This is a genomic window from Citrobacter sp. NCU1 (assembly GCF_010231475.1).
Classification (GTDB): domain Bacteria; phylum Pseudomonadota; class Gammaproteobacteria; order Enterobacterales; family Enterobacteriaceae; genus Citrobacter_D.
This window is the reverse complement of sequence record NZ_NRDO01000092.1, coordinates 1-15800: the sequence shown is the minus strand read 5'-3', so window position 1 is coordinate 15800 and position 15800 is coordinate 1. Positions and strand designations below refer to the sequence as shown.

16 protein-coding genes, 1 tRNA gene and 1 pseudogene are annotated in these 15800 nt (G+C 50.5%); 10 read left to right on the top strand and 8 right to left on the bottom strand.

What is annotated here, in order from left to right:
* The first annotated feature begins 14 nt into the window (after nucleotides 1-14).
* From CJP72_RS23060 to CJP72_RS23050, 3 genes and pseudogenes are all read left to right on the top strand, one after another.
* Nucleotides 15-485 carry a L,D-transpeptidase gene (locus CJP72_RS23060; RefSeq protein WP_162383596.1) on the top strand — a complete coding sequence of 157 codons (471 nt, stop codon included), beginning with the start codon at nucleotides 15-17 and terminating at the stop codon, nucleotides 483-485.
* Nucleotides 482-907, top strand: a complete 426-nt coding sequence (locus CJP72_RS23055) for a hypothetical protein (RefSeq protein ID WP_162383595.1) — start codon at nucleotides 482-484, stop codon at nucleotides 905-907. The genes CJP72_RS23060 and CJP72_RS23055 overlap by 4 nt, the downstream gene beginning before the upstream one ends.
* 246 nt (nucleotides 908-1153) lie before the next feature.
* Nucleotides 1154-1826: pseudogene (locus CJP72_RS23050) on the top strand (transposase); the annotation flags it as partial.
* A 156-nt stretch (nucleotides 1827-1982) separates the two neighbouring features.
* Here the strand turns inward: CJP72_RS23050 and CJP72_RS23045 are convergent.
* Nucleotides 1983-2059: transfer RNA gene (locus CJP72_RS23045), tRNA-Arg, on the bottom strand.
* A 254-nt stretch (nucleotides 2060-2313) separates the two neighbouring features.
* Here CJP72_RS23045 and fimW point away from each other — a divergent pair.
* The 4 genes from fimW to fimZ all read left to right on the top strand — a co-directional run bounded on the left by fimW (nucleotide 2314) and on the right by fimZ (nucleotide 5776).
* Entirely contained in the window at nucleotides 2314-2907 is a 594-nt protein-coding gene (gene fimW / locus CJP72_RS23040) for a fimbria biosynthesis transcriptional regulator FimW (RefSeq protein ID WP_162383594.1), read from the top strand.
* Nucleotides 2908-3083: 176 nt separating this feature from the next.
* A complete protein-coding gene (locus CJP72_RS23035; RefSeq protein WP_342212338.1) occupies nucleotides 3084-3809 on the top strand; it encodes an EAL domain-containing protein in 726 nt (241 codons plus the stop codon).
* Nucleotides 3810-3827: 18 nt separating this feature from the next.
* A complete protein-coding gene (gene fimY, locus CJP72_RS23030) occupies nucleotides 3828-4538 on the top strand; it encodes a fimbria biosynthesis regulator FimY (RefSeq protein WP_162383592.1) in 711 nt (236 codons plus the stop codon).
* A 605-nt stretch (nucleotides 4539-5143) separates the two neighbouring features.
* The gene (fimZ, locus tag CJP72_RS23025) at nucleotides 5144-5776 is read left to right on the top strand and encodes a fimbria biosynthesis transcriptional regulator FimZ (protein WP_162383591.1); all 633 of its coding nucleotides are present in this window, start codon (nucleotides 5144-5146) and stop codon (nucleotides 5774-5776) included.
* A 48-nt stretch (nucleotides 5777-5824) separates the two neighbouring features.
* Here fimZ and sfmF read toward each other — a convergent pair whose 3' ends face one another.
* The 6 genes from sfmF to fimA all read right to left on the bottom strand — a co-directional run bounded on the left by sfmF (nucleotide 5825) and on the right by fimA (nucleotide 11901).
* Nucleotides 5825-6343: a fimbria assembly protein gene (gene sfmF / locus CJP72_RS23020; RefSeq protein WP_162383590.1), complete on the bottom strand. Its 519-nt coding sequence runs from the start codon at nucleotides 6341-6343 to the stop codon at nucleotides 5825-5827.
* Between the two features lie 9 nt (nucleotides 6344-6352).
* Entirely contained in the window at nucleotides 6353-7360 is a 1008-nt protein-coding gene (fimH, locus tag CJP72_RS23015) for a type 1 fimbria D-mannose specific adhesin FimH (RefSeq protein WP_162383589.1), read from the bottom strand.
* Between the two features lie 13 nt (nucleotides 7361-7373).
* On the bottom strand, nucleotides 7374-9986 hold the full coding sequence (locus tag CJP72_RS23010) for a fimbrial biogenesis usher protein (RefSeq protein ID WP_162383641.1): 2613 nt from the start codon (nucleotides 9984-9986) through the stop codon (nucleotides 7374-7376).
* 14 nt (nucleotides 9987-10000) lie between these two features.
* Nucleotides 10001-10693 carry a type 1 fimbria chaperone FimC gene (fimC, locus tag CJP72_RS23005; protein ID WP_162383588.1) on the bottom strand — a complete coding sequence of 231 codons (693 nt, stop codon included), beginning with the start codon at nucleotides 10691-10693 and terminating at the stop codon, nucleotides 10001-10003.
* Between the two features lie 44 nt (nucleotides 10694-10737).
* Complete coding sequence (gene fimI, locus CJP72_RS23000; protein ID WP_162383587.1) at nucleotides 10738-11271, bottom strand: type 1 fimbrial protein subunit FimI; 534 nt, start codon at nucleotides 11269-11271, stop codon at nucleotides 10738-10740.
* A 75-nt stretch (nucleotides 11272-11346) separates the two neighbouring features.
* Entirely contained in the window at nucleotides 11347-11901 is a 555-nt protein-coding gene (fimA, locus tag CJP72_RS22995) for a type 1 fimbrial major subunit FimA (protein ID WP_162383586.1), read from the bottom strand.
* A 573-nt stretch (nucleotides 11902-12474) separates the two neighbouring features.
* Between fimA and folD the strand changes: the two genes are divergently transcribed.
* The 3 genes from folD (at nucleotide 12475) to CJP72_RS22980 (ending at nucleotide 14205) form a co-directional block, all read left to right on the top strand.
* Entirely contained in the window at nucleotides 12475-13341 is an 867-nt protein-coding gene (gene folD, locus CJP72_RS22990; RefSeq protein ID WP_162383585.1) for a bifunctional methylenetetrahydrofolate dehydrogenase/methenyltetrahydrofolate cyclohydrolase FolD, read from the top strand.
* A gap of 1 nt (nucleotide 13342) precedes the next feature.
* On the top strand, nucleotides 13343-13555 hold the full coding sequence (gene ybcJ / locus CJP72_RS22985; RefSeq protein ID WP_162383584.1) for a ribosome-associated protein YbcJ: 213 nt from the start codon (nucleotides 13343-13345) through the stop codon (nucleotides 13553-13555).
* Nucleotides 13556-13680: 125 nt separating this feature from the next.
* Entirely contained in the window at nucleotides 13681-14205 is a 525-nt protein-coding gene (locus CJP72_RS22980) for a metal-dependent hydrolase (protein WP_162383583.1), read from the top strand.
* A gap of 95 nt (nucleotides 14206-14300) precedes the next feature.
* Here CJP72_RS22980 and cysS read toward each other — a convergent pair whose 3' ends face one another.
* A complete protein-coding gene (gene cysS, locus CJP72_RS22975; RefSeq protein WP_162383582.1) occupies nucleotides 14301-15686 on the bottom strand; it encodes a cysteine--tRNA ligase in 1386 nt (461 codons plus the stop codon).
* Nucleotides 15687-15800: the final 114 nt, after the last annotated feature.

The following is a 15800-nucleotide window of genomic DNA, read 5'->3' as shown; positions in this document are numbered from 1 at the left end:
GACGGAGATAACCAATGTCACGGCTTTCTTTTGACGGTGCAACGCACGAGATAACTCTTTTGGGTAATGACGGATCTGTGATTGGTACGTGGTCGGCCTATAACAATGTCGATTCTCATGCAACGATCCGCCATATTCATAATGGAACGTATGAAATTCAGGACCGAAGTTCACCACACCGACATACACCTGATCCAAACGGCCCTTATGGGTTATACGGAATTATTCGGTTTAACGTACCGGGACATCCCGGTATTGGTGTTCATTCCGGGAGAGCTAATGCACGTTTTAGACCCGGACCACCACATGCGACTATGGGCTGCATCCGCACAACAGATGAAGCCATGAGTAAAATAAAAGACTACATGGCGACATCATCGCTTAGTACGATTGAAGTGCTGAATAACAGCGGTCCGTCAGCTGTAGGCTCAACCCACCGTAACGAAAATAGAATCTATCATGGCGTGAGGACTTATTTTTTATGAAGGTATTAGCTTCACTGCTTTTCGTTTTTATCCTGATTGCAGGTAACGCAGTAGCAGCGGAGTGTTCGCCCAAAGACGCGGAAGCGGCCGATCTTGCCGTTGACCACCTCACAACATGGCAGACAGTTAACGATTATTTTAATCATTATCGTCAGTGTGATGATGGAGATATTGCGGAAGGGAGTTCCGAGGCGGTTATTCGGTTACTGGCAGATAAATGGGAAACATTACCTAAGCTAGATAAGATTATTGCAAAAAATCCTCCGCTGAAAGGTTGGGTGTTAAACCACATAAATACCACGCTTGATACGGATGATTTATTCAACGTAGAAAAGCTGGCAACTTCCCAATGCCCTTCCTCAGGTGAATCTCTCTGTAAAGAAATCGCCAGTTCAGCGCACGAAGCCGCCACTGGTAATTAAATAAAAGCCCGCATACCTGTAGCGGGCCTGTTTCACCATTCCCCTCACCATCAGAACGGAATTTCATCGTTTGGCGGTGTCTGGTCGTAATCATCGAAGTCTGCTGCTGGTCGTTGTTCCTGCGCCCGCCGCAGCGCGTCCGTTGCCTGCCCCTGCAGACCTGCTTTACCTCCCTTGACCTGCTCCCCGTTGATTAATACACCACGATGTTAGTAATGTCTTCATAAGCAACGTGAGGGCATCACCTTGAAGAAGCGTTTTTCCGACGAACAGATCATCAGTATCCTCCGCGAGGCCGAAGCCGGGCTTCTGCCCGGGAACTCTGCCGCAAGCATGCTATTTCTTACGCCACTTTCTACACATTGCGTAAGAAGTTTGGCGGCATGGAAGTGCCGGAAGTGAAGCGTCTTAAGTCACCTGAAGAAGAGAACGCCCGCCTGAAGAAATTGCTGGCGGAAGCCATGCTGGATAAGGAGGCGCTTCAGGTGGCTCTGGGCCGAAAGTTCTGACGACAGACCAGAAGTGGGAAGCCGTGGAAGTCATGTGTAAAGCTACGGGGCTGTCACAACGCCGGGCCTGCAGGCTGGCAGGTTTATCCCTTTCAACCTGCCGTTATGAGGCCCTGCGTCCGGCTGCAGATGCGCGGTTATCCGGGCGTATCACTGAACTGGCGCTCGAACGCCAGCGCTTTGGTTACCGGCGTATCTGGCAGCTTCTGCGGCGGGAAGGCCTTCTCGTTAATCACATGCGGGTTTACCGCATTTATCATCTTAACGGCCTGACCGTAAAACGCAGACGGCGTCGTAAGGGGCTGGCGACTGAGCGACTTCCGCTTCTGCGCCCGGATGCCCCGAACCTGACCTGGTCGATGGATTTTGTTATGGATGCACTCGCCAGTGGGTGCCGGATCAAGTGCCTGATGGGGATAGCTTAATGGCGAGGTATCATCTGAAACGTGCGCTACTGTACGCTAGCGTTGATTTGTGTTGAGGGAATTTACTTACACCAGCCGTTACATAAATTTTAATGCGTGTAAGGAGCATCAGAGATAGTTAATGTAACTACTTGATTTAAATGGCGCGCCCTGCAGGATTCGAACCTGCGACCCACGGCTTAGAAGGCCGTTGCTCTATCCGACTGAGCTAAGGGCGCATTGCGAAGTTGAGACTTCATGCGGATGAAACGCGTGAATTATACGGTCAGCACCTGCTGAGTCAATGGCTTTCGTTCTGGTTGCTGATGAAGTGTACGAATAACTCTCCTTTCCGGTCATTTTCAGGGTTCCAGGAAATCACCTGGTAAGATCTCATCCCCCATAAAGTGGGATTTAAGGATTACTGTATTTTAAAATGATTAAATTTAATTAATATTTGGCCTCCCCTCACTGCTGTATTGGATGTTTTTTTATGCTGAGCATCGCTATCAAGGAACCGAATAGTCACTTCGAACATGGCCTGAAAATCATTATTATGCGCCTGGCCGAACAGTGGCATCAGGAAATTCAGTTTCTCCCTGTCGACCTGCTGAATACTGCGGAAATCGCCTTTGTATCACTTGATGAAGACTGGTTCAGTGCCGATTGTTATCAGGTTCCGGTGCATACGCGACATCAGCAAAGAATCATTATTTGCAACAAAAATGAAAAAGAAAAATTGATGTTCAGACCCTGTCTATACATACTTCCGCATATTTATCGTGAAGATGATGTGGAGGAGATAACCCGAAAAATGGTGCTTATTCTGCAAAAACGCGCGCTCCGTCATCGAGTTCCCCCGGCAATCTGTCATTACTGTACCACTCGCCACTTTTCTATTGTAGAACGCCAGTTATTAAAATATATCGCTAAAGGCTGTCCCTTAGCGGAAAGCGCTGAACGCCTTTCACTCAGTGAACATCAAGCCAAATCCATTCGCCATCGCATGATGAAAAAATTACATCTTAAAAACGACCAACAGTTTCTTAGCTACATTAGAGCCAATTTGGATTGGCTGCAGAAATAGACGCCTGGCCGTTTTTCTTCACATATTGCGAAATGTCTCATCAATAATTAAGTAACCTCGCGTGGAGGTACGCTTTTGATGCTGCCAGACTAACGCACTGGTCATGTTTCAGCGAAATGAATATTCGAAAGTCGGAGATATCCCTCAGCGTTGATGCTGTTTACAGGAGTTGTTTTGTGGCAAAGAACCCGTCAATACAGGACAGTATTTTCAATTATACTGATTTTCCCGCCAAAACAGGTTGTCTCCTTCATCAAGAATTTACATTAAAGTTCGAACCGATTGTTAATTTGTCTTCTGGACAAACATTCGGCTATGAAGTGTTAACACAACTTCATCACTGTACAAATACTGAACTTTTTTTTGGCAAACTTCCGCCAGAACATCTGCTGGCGCACTTTTTCCAGCAGCTCACCGCGATTGCGCAATATCCCCGAAACCGTTGGTATTTCCTGAATCTCCCAATGAATACGCTGTTGCATTGGGATTTGTTTCATTTGGGAATGGCACACTACCCACCGAATGTCATTATTGAAATCCAGGATCCGGAAACATTTTATGCCCTCAATTTGCCACAACGTTCCAAATTATTTGAAAAAGTTCAGCATATTGAAGCAAATGGCATTCCGGTATGGCTGGATGATGTCGACGCGTCATTAATCGCGACATTTGCTGCCGCAAACTGGCGTCTGAGCGGCATAAAACTGGATAAGAATGCATTCTGGGCGTTGAGCGCATCCCCTCATAAACTGCATCAGATTGTCCTTATGGGGTATAACATTGCACCAGCCGTACTGATTGAAGGCATTGAAAATCATCAGCAAAAAGATATTGCCTTTCACTCTGGTGCCGATCTGGGTCAGGGGTATTTATGGCCAGCGCGATTACCGGATAGAAAGTAAAATACGGAAAAATAAAGGATGCGCAGAGAACGGCATCGTCGTTTAAGGAACGCCAGTTGCACACGCAATCCCTCTCAGACAACACGACAGATATTTGACCAGATTGAATATCTGGATCAACGGCTCAATTATGCGTTGCCAGATAGCACGTTCTCACACGCGATCGTTACCACCGATCGTTATCTGGGCTATACACTCAGCCGCTATCTCTTTTCAGGTAAACGCACTGCGGTATTCGACACCTTTGATCCCGCCGCGTTAGGGCCAGAAGAGTCACAGCTTCAGCAACTGGTGATCGATATGGAAGGACTGGCGATTTCCCGTTACGAAACGCTCGAACGTTTACGCCTCTTTACTCGCGAGCGAAATGATATTCACATCTGGTTTCTGGTTTCCGGCAAAGACACCAGCCTGATTCAGTTTATGCGAATGGCCGGGAATTTTCAGATCCTCTCACGCCATCTGGATCTTTCCTCGCTGCGCAACGCATTATTATCCCCGTCAGAAAGTTCTCTCCAGTCAGACGCCTTCAGCCACACCGACTGGAAGATAATTTCGGCCTTATCGCAAGGCGCCTCATTAAAGACAATCGCACGTTTACAAAATACGCCATACCATCGGGTAATCTATCGAATTAATCGCCTGACAGCACAGCTTGGACTTCCCCATCGCCAAAGTTTACTGCATCTGATTCATCGCCTCAGCGTTACTTCTCTTCACTTAATTTAACACCCTAACCCACTATGTCGTAAGATTTTTTAGGAAATTACTTATTTTGCATAGTGCGTCAATGTAAATTTTTCACAAAAAATTAATATTCACAACTATTCCTGGTATCCCCTTACGCCTACAATATCCCATACACACCTCATTCATAGGGACTTTCCATTTTATTCGGTATATAAAACCGCAAAAAAAAGCATAACACTAACTAAACAATTGAACTTTTGTATTGTTTTTTATATTTAAAAAAACATTTTAAACTATGATAATCAAAATCTCGGGATGATAATTCCAGTAGCTATTGAGCAATCTAAACCTCGCAGAATATCGTAACTGGCCGGGGCAATGGGGGTGCTATAAGTCTTTTCCGAAAAAACAGACAAGGTATAATCCGCCTTGCTCTTTGGTTAAAAATTAAATGTCTTTTGTTGGTGCGAAATGGATATTCCACACACTCATTGCTCTTACGCAAAATAGCCAGATAACAGGGATGTCATTGCATTTTCCATGACCTGATCTCATGGGGATATTTTCTGGCTATTTGACAATATTTACGACGTCTCCATTTACCTACAAATGCAAGACGCACGAACAGTCTGAGGCATACAACAATGAAACCAGCATCCGTTATTATTATGGACGAACACCCTATTGTCAGAATGTCGATCGAAGTGCTTCTCGAAAAAAATAACAACATTCAAGTTGTCCTGAAAACAGATGACAATCGCACAGCGATCGATTACCTGCGCACTTACCCCGTGGATCTCGTTATTCTGGACATTGAACTCCCTGGTATCGACGGCTTTACGCTACTAAAGCGGATAAAATCGATACAGGAAAACACGCGGGTTCTGTTTTTATCATCTAAATCGGAGTCTTTCTATGCAGGTCGGGCTATCCGGGCTGGCGCGAATGGTTTCGTCAGCAAAAGAAAAGATCTGAATGATATTTATAATGCGGTAAAAATGATCCTCGCAGGATATTCCTTTTTCCCTTCGGATACACTTAATTTCATCAGCAATATTAACATGCGAAAAGGAGAGCTACATGATATGCCGCTTTCAAATCGCGAGGTCACGGTTTTACGTTATCTGGCAAACGGATTATCAAATAAAGAAATTGCAGAGCAACTCTTACTCAGCAACAAAACCATTAGCGCGCACAAAGCCAATATTTTTTCTAAGCTCGGGCTGAACACAATAGTGGAGCTTATAGATTACGCGAAAGTACACGAACTCTTGTAATGACACTCCCGGCGAGACGTCGTTCGGGAGTGCTGAGCACACTTGATCTCAGTTGTAGTTGATCATGAACGTCGCATCCGCCTTTGCCGTGCCAGGCTGAACGCCGTCGGCTATTGCGATGTAATTGGCAAAAAAGGTCAGCGTCGCATTGCCGTTTTCATCAATGCTGACGGACTGACTGGCTTGTTCAAGCGGCAGTCGATTGCGGTCACTGTAGCGAATTTCAATCGCCACCTTCTGCGCCATTACCGTATCGTCGAGGGCCAAAAGCGATGTCCCCGGCGCTGGTGTTCCAGAAAACGTCATCGAGGCGGAACCTGGCGGACACCCCTCAAGTTTTAAGCTAAAGGGGATCGGCTGTGTCGTGTCCCCCGTTGTGCGCAGTTGTTTCGTCGGCCAGGTGCCAAGTTCCACCGTTTTATTGCTGTCACCGGCAATGACTGCGCAGGTAAAATCCACCACATTTCCCCGCAGTTCAATGTTGATTTCACCCAGCGACGACTCAGCCTGACAAAACGGACTGAGCAGCGTGCTACACACCATGACAAAAAAGAGTCGGATCATCATACGTTCTCCTTAGTCATAATCGACACGCAGATACCCTCGCGCAGTGAAGGGACCTTCCGTGGGCTTACTTCCGGTCACGCTCACGGGCCAAGCGCGAATCCCGACATTCGCCTGAGCATTATCATCCAGGCGAAATGGAATTTTGCTCGCCAGATCGTTGGGGGTCAGCGGCACGCCGCTGCCATCCGACACGATGAATCCTAAATCCGGATTATCAGAGACCATCGCCTTCCCCGACACTTTCTCCGCTTCCAGGCGCATGGATAAATAGGCTTGCGCCGCCACATTGGTGCATTTGATGGCGATCGTTTTCGTTTGCGGCGTGATCCCTTCCGGGCGGTTCCCCGCGCCCGCTTTGCTAAATAACGCCGCGCCAATATCGCCGAAATCAAACTCCACCACTTCTCCGGCGTTCACTTTACAGCTTTGCGGCACTTCCACTTTCCCGCTGTAGCTGATGGTGTAAACCGGCGTACTCAGCGCATCGCCGTTGCTGGTTGTCACATAGACCGTAAACATAGTCTGGCGGGGGATCGGCACCATGTTGATAAAAGGACGAATCACCTTCAGTTTGAAGATAAGCTTTGAATCCATCACGCCGAAGGGTTTCTGTTGTGAAACGTTGGGATGCGTCCCCATACGAATATAGTTGCGGGGCGGATAAAACAGCCCCGCAGAGCTGTCTGTAATGCTCATGGCCCCCAGCAGGTAATCGTTGAGTTTCAGATACTGGAACCCGCCTTCCGTACTTTGCACGGGGAGTTCACTCACATAGCTGCGGTAGGTGTAGTTCAACGTGGTCCCGGCAGGACAGGTGGCATTCACGCCAATCCAGCCTGACTTTTCCGGTAATGTCACGACTTGCCCTACCTGGTTATTACTGCTGGTAAAGACATTCGACAGATCGTAAAAAACATCCGTCGGCGTCCCGTTTGAGTTATAACAGACCGTCGCCAGTGCCGGGTTTGCCAACAGTAATGCGACACCTCCCAGCAATAATCCTGTTTTTAGTTTCATCTTCTTTTTCCTTTCACCGCGACGGACGCTCACAGGTCGCATTGACCAGCGTGACCGCCTGTTTCAGACTTTCATCAGGCAAAACGTAGTGCGCCATGCAGCGTGAGTTCGCCCCCTCACCCCATTGAATAAGCAAGTCACCTTTTAGCGGTAATCCGCTCAGGTAGATTTGCCCGTCGTCGCCGACCATGCTGGTGACGCCACTGACGGTCTCACGAACCACAGAGCCAAATGGGACTGGACGGTCTCCCTGCTTAACCGTGATCATCGCGCGTACGCCAATGCGTGTCTCAAACGCCGCACGAACCAACGCCCCTTGCGTCGGCACTACGCTGCTGACGTTGTTTTCCACGTCGGTATGGTTATTCATGGAGTTGGTGTCCAGCGCCACGCGGTTATAGCGGTACACCGTGGCATAAGGCATCACCGCGTAACCACGCCAGTCGGTCTGTACTCCGGTCTGGTTTTCGATATGAACGCCTTCAGCCCCAGGCGCTTTAATCAGGACGTTGGTGTCGCCCAATGGCTGACTGAGGGTAATCCCGTCGGCATGCCCGACCATGCCGCCAGAGAGCTGCCAGTTATAATCGTGCTGGTCGCGATCGTAGTTGTAGCCCACCCCGAGCGTGCCATAGGCTGCCTGCCAGTTCGCACTGGCGCTACCGCTGTAGCCGTTGGTGCTGCTGCGCCCCTGGTTCACGCTGTAGCTCAGGTTTCGCCCTTCCAGCAACGTACCGCCGACACCGGTTTGCCAACTGTTTTGCCCATCGCTGTTGCGACTGCCGTTAAAGGTGGCGTAAGTGCGATCCAGTGCGTTATCACGTGAGTAACGCCGTCCGGTAAGGACGCTAAACGGAACCGACAGATTGAAAGCCAGAATGCGGTCGGTGCCGGAAATGCCGACGGATTCGTTCCACGACCATGAGAGGGAATAGCTCATTCCCTGCCAGCCGCTGGCATAGCCGAGTTGATACCAACTGTTGGCTTCTGATGTATTCCAGTAGGTTTGCTGGCTGCCAGAAACATACAGCGAGCCGTAATCCCCCAGATTCTGTGAAATATTGACCTGGAAACGCCCTTTTTTGCTGTAGCTCAGATTGTGATAACTCTGCACCTCCGGCACGTCATGGCCTTGACCTTCACTGTCATCGTTGTATTCGTAACCTTCCATGTTGCGATACGCCACATCATCAAGGGTGTAAAACCCCCGGGTGGAATAGCGATACCCCAGCAACTGGAAGTTAGTGCCGAAATTATTGAGCGATTTGGCGTACAGAAAACGCAGTGACTGCCCTTCGTGCGTACTGTCATCCGCCAGTTGGCTGCGCGCATGGGTGACGTCGACAGACACCGCTCCCCAGTCGCCCAGGTTCCGTCCGGCACCCAGCACCATCGCGCTATAGCGCGATGCCAGTTGCGTCCCGCCATAGGCGGTGTAGCCTTGCGGCAGCCCGGCGATAACGGTTCCCTGAAAAAAGAACGGCGACGATTGCTGGCTATTGCCACTACGGTAATCCCCGGCCACCAGATCATATTTGATTCGCCCTTCACGCTGCAGCAGCGGCACGGTGGAATACGGCACGGTATAGCGTTGCTGACTGCCGTCTTTCTCGTCTACCGTCACCTCAAGGTCGCCGCTTGAAGAGGTCGGATTAAGGTCGGTAATGGCAAACGCGCCAGGGGAAACATAACTTTGATAGATAACGTACCCATTCTGGCGAATGGTTAGCTTCGCAGGTGTGCGGGCGATCCCTCTGACCGTCGGGGCATAGCCTTGCAGGCTATCGGGATACATATTGTCGGAAGAGTAGAGTCGTGCTCCGCGAAACCCCACGCTGTCGAACACGTCATTTCCTGTATTGCTGTCGCCCATCACCAGTTCCCCCTTCAGGGGAATGATGGCGCGTTGCAGCCAGGTGCCGATGTTTTTCCAGCTCTGCGAGTGATATCCATCGCCCTTGTTGTAACTCCATGCGCCGTTATTGCGCAGTCGCCAGGGACCATAATTGAGACCGCTCATCAGGCTTAAAAAATAGCTGTCGCTGTCGTTTCCGCGACTGCCGGTAAAGCTGTAGTTGATAAGCGCCGCAGGGATACCTTCATCCCACTCTTCCGGCGGAATGTATCCGCGCGCGCTATTGAGCATGGATGCCTGCGGCAGACTCACGTTGAGTCTCAGAGTGGCAAAATCAAAGGCAATTTCCGTGCCTGGTATGGCCTCGGGTAAATTGATGCACGCGTTATCCTTTTCCTGACTCATCGCAGGAAACGCAGCAGTGTTAATGCCCAGGCGCTTAACCCACTCCAGGTTAAAGCAGGGCATCAACCCTCCCGACTTTTCACCGGTCTTCACCGTTGTCGTTTCAAAGCGGATATCCTGGGTGGCGACAAATTCATCGTTGCGCCAGATATCGACCCGGTAAACACCGGGAGGCTGATGATTGCCTTTCTCAAAGCGTGACAAATCCGCCACGGATGCCGCATCCGATGACAAAAAAGCCGGGTTAAAGTAACTTTCCCCCTGACTTAAAGGGGGATAGAGTGCAGCCAGCGTCGACAGCGCCACCCCCGTCAAATGTGGCGTAAACCCCGGAAACAGACCGGGAAAATACGTTGTCTTCTTCATCATGTTCTCACGGCTCAGCGCAGGCTAACCGTTTTTGCCGTGGTCACTGCGCCATAATCATTGACCGTCTGAAACGTCACGTTGCCCTGCGCGCCGCCAGGCAACAGGATCTGGGTGTCACTTTTCGGCGCCACTATGACGTTATCCACTTTTTGGCTTCCCACTTTCAGGTTGACCAGCGTGAGGTAATAGGCCGATGGGTTGATGATTTTCAGGTGGTTGCCGACACGGGAGAATTGCAGCAGGCCTGGCGCGTCTTCTGAGAACTGCCCCAGATTGCCCGGACGGACAAACAGCTTAATGCGCGACAAAATCGCCAGTTGCAGGACGTTTTTCCCTTCGAGACTGTTTTTATCGACCGACGGTATCGCTTTCACATTCATCCAGAAAAGAGATTCACGGTCAGTCGGCAGCGGCTGTCCGGCGTAGATGATACGCAGCGTGTTCTCACTTTTGGGTTCGCTGACAAAAAGGGGCGGCGTGACGATAAACGCTTTTTCTTTGACACCCGCGCTGTTCTCAATCCAGGCGTTGACCAGATATCGTTCTTTGCCGTCGCTATTGCTAATGGCCAACGACGTTTGTTTCGCTTCTGCCGGATAAATAACCCGCGTCGCACCTAAAGCGATGCCTCCCGCGGCCTGTGCGCTAAATGAAAAAATTAAGGCAATAAAAATAATAAAGCCTGATTTAATAAATGTAAGCATGGCAAAAAATACCTTTTGCGTGTTATTAGCGCCGCGGAAATAAATCAGGGGTAAACCAGCGTAAACCACACATCTGAACGAATACTTCCCGGCGTCATATTTTCCGAGATAGCCCGGTAACGAGCAGTAAAATGGAAAGTCACCTCTTGCGTTAAAATAGGGGCGTAATGGAGCGGCAAGGCGTTCGGTATAATTTGCCGTTGTTCCTCATCAAATAATGCAAGACCGATTCCGGATGCAGAAGCGGCGTCACTGCTGGCAAGGAATACCTGCGGATCTTCCACCGGCGTTACGCCTGAAAACCCAATACCGACGTGGTCATAAACATCCGAACTGCATGACGTTAAGCGTAACGAGAAAGGCACGCTGACAGGGGCGAAACTGCCGGGTCCCGCAAACACATTCGTGCGGTATTGCCCCATTTGCACGCGTAAATCCTCACTTTCCGAGGCCACCGTACAGGCACCATTGACCAGTTTTCCGCGCAAATGGAGACGTCCGCTCTCCAGGATTACCGTATGCGCACATACCGACATCGCACAGAGCACTCCCGCCAGCGCCACGCCTTTCCTCATCATCAGCCACATCCCTTATTATCCCCGGTGTTGCCTCATCCGTTGAGGCACGCATCATCCTTGTTCAAAGCAGAACGCTTACTCGTACTTCATGATGAAGGTGGCATCCGCATTTGCCTGACCCGGCGTTGCGCTTGTTGCTGTCGCTTTATAACGTGCGGAGAAACGCAGGGTGTTGGTGCCTTCGACCAGCGCCTGAGCTGTTGAGAAGGTCGCGCCATCGGGCTTCAACGGAGACGATTTACTGTCCAGAATTTCGATACCCACACCGCCTGCGGTTGTGCTGTTATCGGAGGAAGAAACCGCCAGCAGGGCATCGTTGGTCAAGTCGCTTTGACCAGAAAACGCAACTGCCGCGGTCGCCGCTACGCTGGGATCACAGTCATTCAGGACAATACTGAATGGGATCTGTGCGGTGGTGTCACCCACGGCAGCAAAGCTGGCCGTACGGTACTGGCCCAGCGTCACTACCTGATCCGCCGACTGGGTGCTAACGGCACAGGCCGCATTGACCAGTTCACCTTCAAAGTGAACGGTGCCGCCGCTGACGCTCACCGGATCGGCGGCAACAGCGGAACCCGCGACGAGCATCAGGCCAGCAATAACAGAAGAGGTCATTAATTTACGTTTCATGTTTTTCCCTTGCATTACACACATTCGGTTCCGGCTTCCTGCGGGAACCGTTTGAATCAATATCGACATAAAATGTCAGGCAAATTATCTCTGCATCCTGTAAAGATATATTCCGAAAGAGAATTAGTTAATCTTTACCCAACTCTCCTGAGTCGCGGATTCACTAATTAATCTTTACGAATATGACAATTCGTCACAGCGATAAATTAAACATTTCAATAAATGAAAAACATGTGCAAACCCTTTTATTGACCTAAGCGATTTCTTATTGAGATATAGGACGGTTCCAGGGCGCTATAATATAAAGAAGGGTTCAAAAGCATATAACACTCTGGTTTTTGGGGGATTCATCCTTAAATTGCAAAGGTGATGAATTGTTTCTATCTGGTTAATTTTAATTAGCCTGCTCACAAAAATGCCCCCTCATGCTGGCAGTCCGTCAGGCTTCTGCCAGAAGGTCGCACAGCCGCGATCGCATCGAAAGACGCAAACGAAAACTGACAGCACGCCCCGCTTCTGACAAAATAGTCACATCCCCTTTGACTTAACGTAACAGATGGAATCTTCTCTCTGATGGTAGCAAAGATTATTGACGGTAAAACGATTGCGCAGCAGGTGCGCTCTGAGGTTGCTCATAAAGTTCAGGCGCGTATAGCGGCCGGACTTCGCGCCCCAGGACTGGCTGTTGTGCTGGTAGGTAGCAACCCGGCTTCGCAAATTTATGTCGCAAGCAAGCGCAAAGCCTGTGATGAGGTGGGGTTCGTCTCCCGCTCTTATGACCTGCCTGAAACCACCAGCGAGGCGGAACTGCTTGAGCTTATCGATACGCTTAATGCAGACAACACTATCGACGGTATTCTGGTGCAACTGCCATTACCGGCGGGCATCGACAACGTCAAAGTGCTTGAGCGCATTGCGCCAGACAAAGACGTAGATGGTTTCCATCCGTACAACGTAGGTCGTTTGTGCCAGCGCGCGCCACGTCTGCGTCCGTGTACCCCACGCGGTATTGTTACCCTGCTTGAACGTTACAACATCGATACCTACGGACTGAATGCCGTGGTGATTGGCGCATCCAACATCGTCGGCCGCCCGATGAGCATGGAACTGCTGCTGGCGGGTTGCACTACCACGGTCACTCACCGCTTTACCAAAAATCTGCGTCATCACGTCGAAAATGCCGACCTGCTGATCGTGGCGGTCGGTAAACCGGGCTTTATCCCGGGCGAGTGGATAAAAGAAGGCGCCATCGTGATTGATGTCGGCATTAACCGTCTGGAAAATGGTAAAGTTGTCGGCGACGTCGTCTTTGACGATGCGGCGGCACGTGCGTCATATATCACGCCAGTGCCGGGCGGCGTCGGTCCGATGACCGTCGCAACACTTATCGAAAACACGCTACAGGCGTGTGTTGAATATCACGATCCACAAGGTAATTAATATGGCGAATTTTTCTTTAGGCAAGCACCCGCACGTAGAGCTGTGCGATTTGCTCAAACTGGAAGGCTGGTGTGAAAGCGGCGCCCAGGCGAAGATTGCCATTGCAGAGGGTTTGGTTAAGGTCGATGGCGCGGTGGAAACCCGTAAACGCTGCAAAATCGTTGCCGGACAAACCGTGAGTTTTGACGGTCAGAGCGTTACCGTCGTCGCGTGATCGACAGTGCCGGATGACGGTTAACACCTTGTCCGGCCTGTTCCCCCCACATTTCAGATAATTAACTTCATCGTCCCTTCACAGTAAACTGTTAGCATGTTGTTTTTTCATACGAAGCGAACCTCATGCCAACCATTGTTACCCACGCCGCCGTCCCTCTTTGTCTTGGATTAGGCCTCGGCCTTAAGGTGATTCCCCCTCGGTTACTCTTCGCCGGGATCGTGCTGGCGATGTTGCCCGATGCCGACGTCCTGGCGTTTAAGTTTGGTATTGCCTACGGCAACGTGTTTGGCCATCGGGGTTTTACCCACTCGCTGTTATTTGCGTTTGTCGTGCCCTTTTTATGCGTACTGATCGGGCGACGATGGTTTAAGGCGGGGCTGGTTCGCTGTTGGCTGTTCCTGACGGTTTCGCTGCTGTCGCACAGTTTGCTGGATTCGATAACCACCGGTGGAAAAGGCGTCGGCTGGTTGTGGCCGTGGTCTGACGAACGCTTCTTTGCCCCCTGGCAGGTGATCAAGGTCGCGCCGTTTGCGCTCTCACGCTATGCCACGCCATACGGGCATCAGGTGATAATATCTGAGTTGATGTGGGTGTGGTTGCCGGGAGTGGTGGTGATGGGAATGCTGTGGTGGTATCGGAAGCATTAATTTACCGGATGGCGGCGCATTGCGCCTTATCCGACCTACAAATCCTCTGACCTGTAGGCCGGATAAGCATCAGCGCCATCCGGCAATACAAACAATTATTTACGACGCCAGGTGGTTCCTTGCGGACCATCTTCCAGCACAATCCCCATCTCGTTCAGACGGTCACGCGCCGCATCTGCTGCCGCCCAGTCTTTCGCTTTACGGGCGTCGAGACGCTGTTGAATCAGCGCTTCGATCTCAGCAACTTCGCTATCGTCGGCCTGCGCGCCGCTTTGCAGGAACGCTTCAGGGTCCTGTTCCAGCAGACCCAGCACGCCAGAAAGCTTACGCAGATGAGAGGCCATCGCGTTCGCCGCCGCCAAATCTTCTCCCTTCAGGCGATTCACTTCACGCGCCATATCAAACAATACCGAGTAGGCTTCCGGCGTGTTGAAATCGTCGTTCATCGCGTCAACAAAGCGCGCTTCAAACGCTTCGCCACCCGCCGGGGCAACGGATTTGTCCGTCCCGCGCAGCGCAGTGTAAAGACGTTCCAGCGCCGAACGCGCCTGTTTCAGGTTATCTTCGCTGTAGTTCAGTTGGCTGCGATAGTGGCCGGACATCAGGAAGTAGCGAATGGTTTCGGCATCGTAGTATTTCAGCACGTCACGCACGGTAAAGAAATTACCCAGCGATTTGGACATTTTCTCACGGTCAACCATCACCATGCCGGAGTGCATCCAGTAGTTCACGTACTCGCCGTCATGCGCACAGGTAGACTGGGCGATTTCGTTTTCATGGTGCGGGAACATCAGGTCAGAACCGCCGCCGTGAATGTCAAAATGGTTGCCCAACTGTTTGCAGTTCATCGCCGAACATTCAATGTGCCAGCCCGGACGCCCCTCGCCCCACGGTGACGGCCAGCTCGGTTCGCCCTCTTTCGACATTTTCCACAACACGAAATCCATCGGGTTGCGCTTCACGTCAACAACTTCAACGCGCGCGCCAGCCTGCAACTGGTCGAGATCCTGACGAGACAACTGACCGTAGTTCGGGTCCGTCGGGACATCAAACATCACGTCGCCGTTATCCGCCACATAGGCGTGACCTTTGGCAATGAGCTGTTCGGTAATTTCAATAATTTCGTGGATATGGTGCGTTGCGCGCGGTTCGAGGTCCGGAGGCAGAATGTTCAGCGCCGCAAAATCGTTGTGCATTTCGGCAATCATACGATCGACGAGAGCCACAAAGTTTTCACCGTTTTCATTGGCGCGTTTGATGATTTTGTCATCGATGTCGGTAATGTTACGCACGTATTTTAGTTTGTAGCCGAGGAAACGCAGGTAGCGCGCCACCACGTCGAAGGCAACAAAGGTACGTCCGTGGCCAATATGACAGAGATCGTAAACGGTAATACCACACACGTACATGCCGACTTCCCCGGCATAAATAGGTTTGAATTCCTCTTTTTGGCGCGTCAGTGTATTAAAGATTTTTAGCATCGAAGATTCCGTATAGACGTGTGTGGGTAATAAAGTCTGTATAATACCCATAATTCGGTAATGACTCCAACTTATTGATAGTGTTTTATGTTCAGATAATGCCCGATGACTTTG

What these genes read in the sequence shown, in the direction of transcription:
- CJP72_RS23060 (WP_162383596.1), top strand. Translation starts at nt 15, where the DNA reads ATGTCACGGCTTTCTTTTGACGGTGCAACGCACGAGATAACTCTTTTG.
- CJP72_RS23055 (WP_162383595.1), top strand. Translation starts at nt 482, where the DNA reads ATGAAGGTATTAGCTTCACTGCTTTTCGTTTTTATCCTGATTGCAGGT.
- fimW (WP_162383594.1), top strand. Translation starts at nt 2,314, where the DNA reads ATGCTGAGCATCGCTATCAAGGAACCGAATAGTCACTTCGAACATGGC.
- fimY (WP_162383592.1), top strand. Translation starts at nt 3,828, where the DNA reads ATGCGCAGAGAACGGCATCGTCGTTTAAGGAACGCCAGTTGCACACGC.
- fimZ (WP_162383591.1), top strand. Translation starts at nt 5,144, where the DNA reads ATGAAACCAGCATCCGTTATTATTATGGACGAACACCCTATTGTCAGA.
- sfmF (WP_162383590.1), bottom strand. Translation starts at nt 6,343, where the DNA reads ATGATGATCCGACTCTTTTTTGTCATGGTGTGTAGCACGCTGCTCAGT.
- fimH (WP_162383589.1), bottom strand. Translation starts at nt 7,360, where the DNA reads ATGAAACTAAAAACAGGATTATTGCTGGGAGGTGTCGCATTACTGTTG.
- CJP72_RS23010 (WP_162383641.1), bottom strand. Translation starts at nt 9,986, where the DNA reads ATGAAGAAGACAACGTATTTTCCCGGTCTGTTTCCGGGGTTTACGCCA.
- fimC (WP_162383588.1), bottom strand. Translation starts at nt 10,693, where the DNA reads ATGCTTACATTTATTAAATCAGGCTTTATTATTTTTATTGCCTTAATT.
- fimI (WP_162383587.1), bottom strand. Translation starts at nt 11,271, where the DNA reads ATGATGAGGAAAGGCGTGGCGCTGGCGGGAGTGCTCTGTGCGATGTCG.
- fimA (WP_162383586.1), bottom strand. Translation starts at nt 11,901, where the DNA reads ATGAAACGTAAATTAATGACCTCTTCTGTTATTGCTGGCCTGATGCTC.
- folD (WP_162383585.1), top strand. Translation starts at nt 12,475, where the DNA reads ATGGTAGCAAAGATTATTGACGGTAAAACGATTGCGCAGCAGGTGCGC.
- ybcJ (WP_162383584.1), top strand. Translation starts at nt 13,343, where the DNA reads ATGGCGAATTTTTCTTTAGGCAAGCACCCGCACGTAGAGCTGTGCGAT.
- CJP72_RS22980 (WP_162383583.1), top strand. Translation starts at nt 13,681, where the DNA reads ATGCCAACCATTGTTACCCACGCCGCCGTCCCTCTTTGTCTTGGATTA.
- cysS (WP_162383582.1), bottom strand. Translation starts at nt 15,686, where the DNA reads ATGCTAAAAATCTTTAATACACTGACGCGCCAAAAAGAGGAATTCAAA.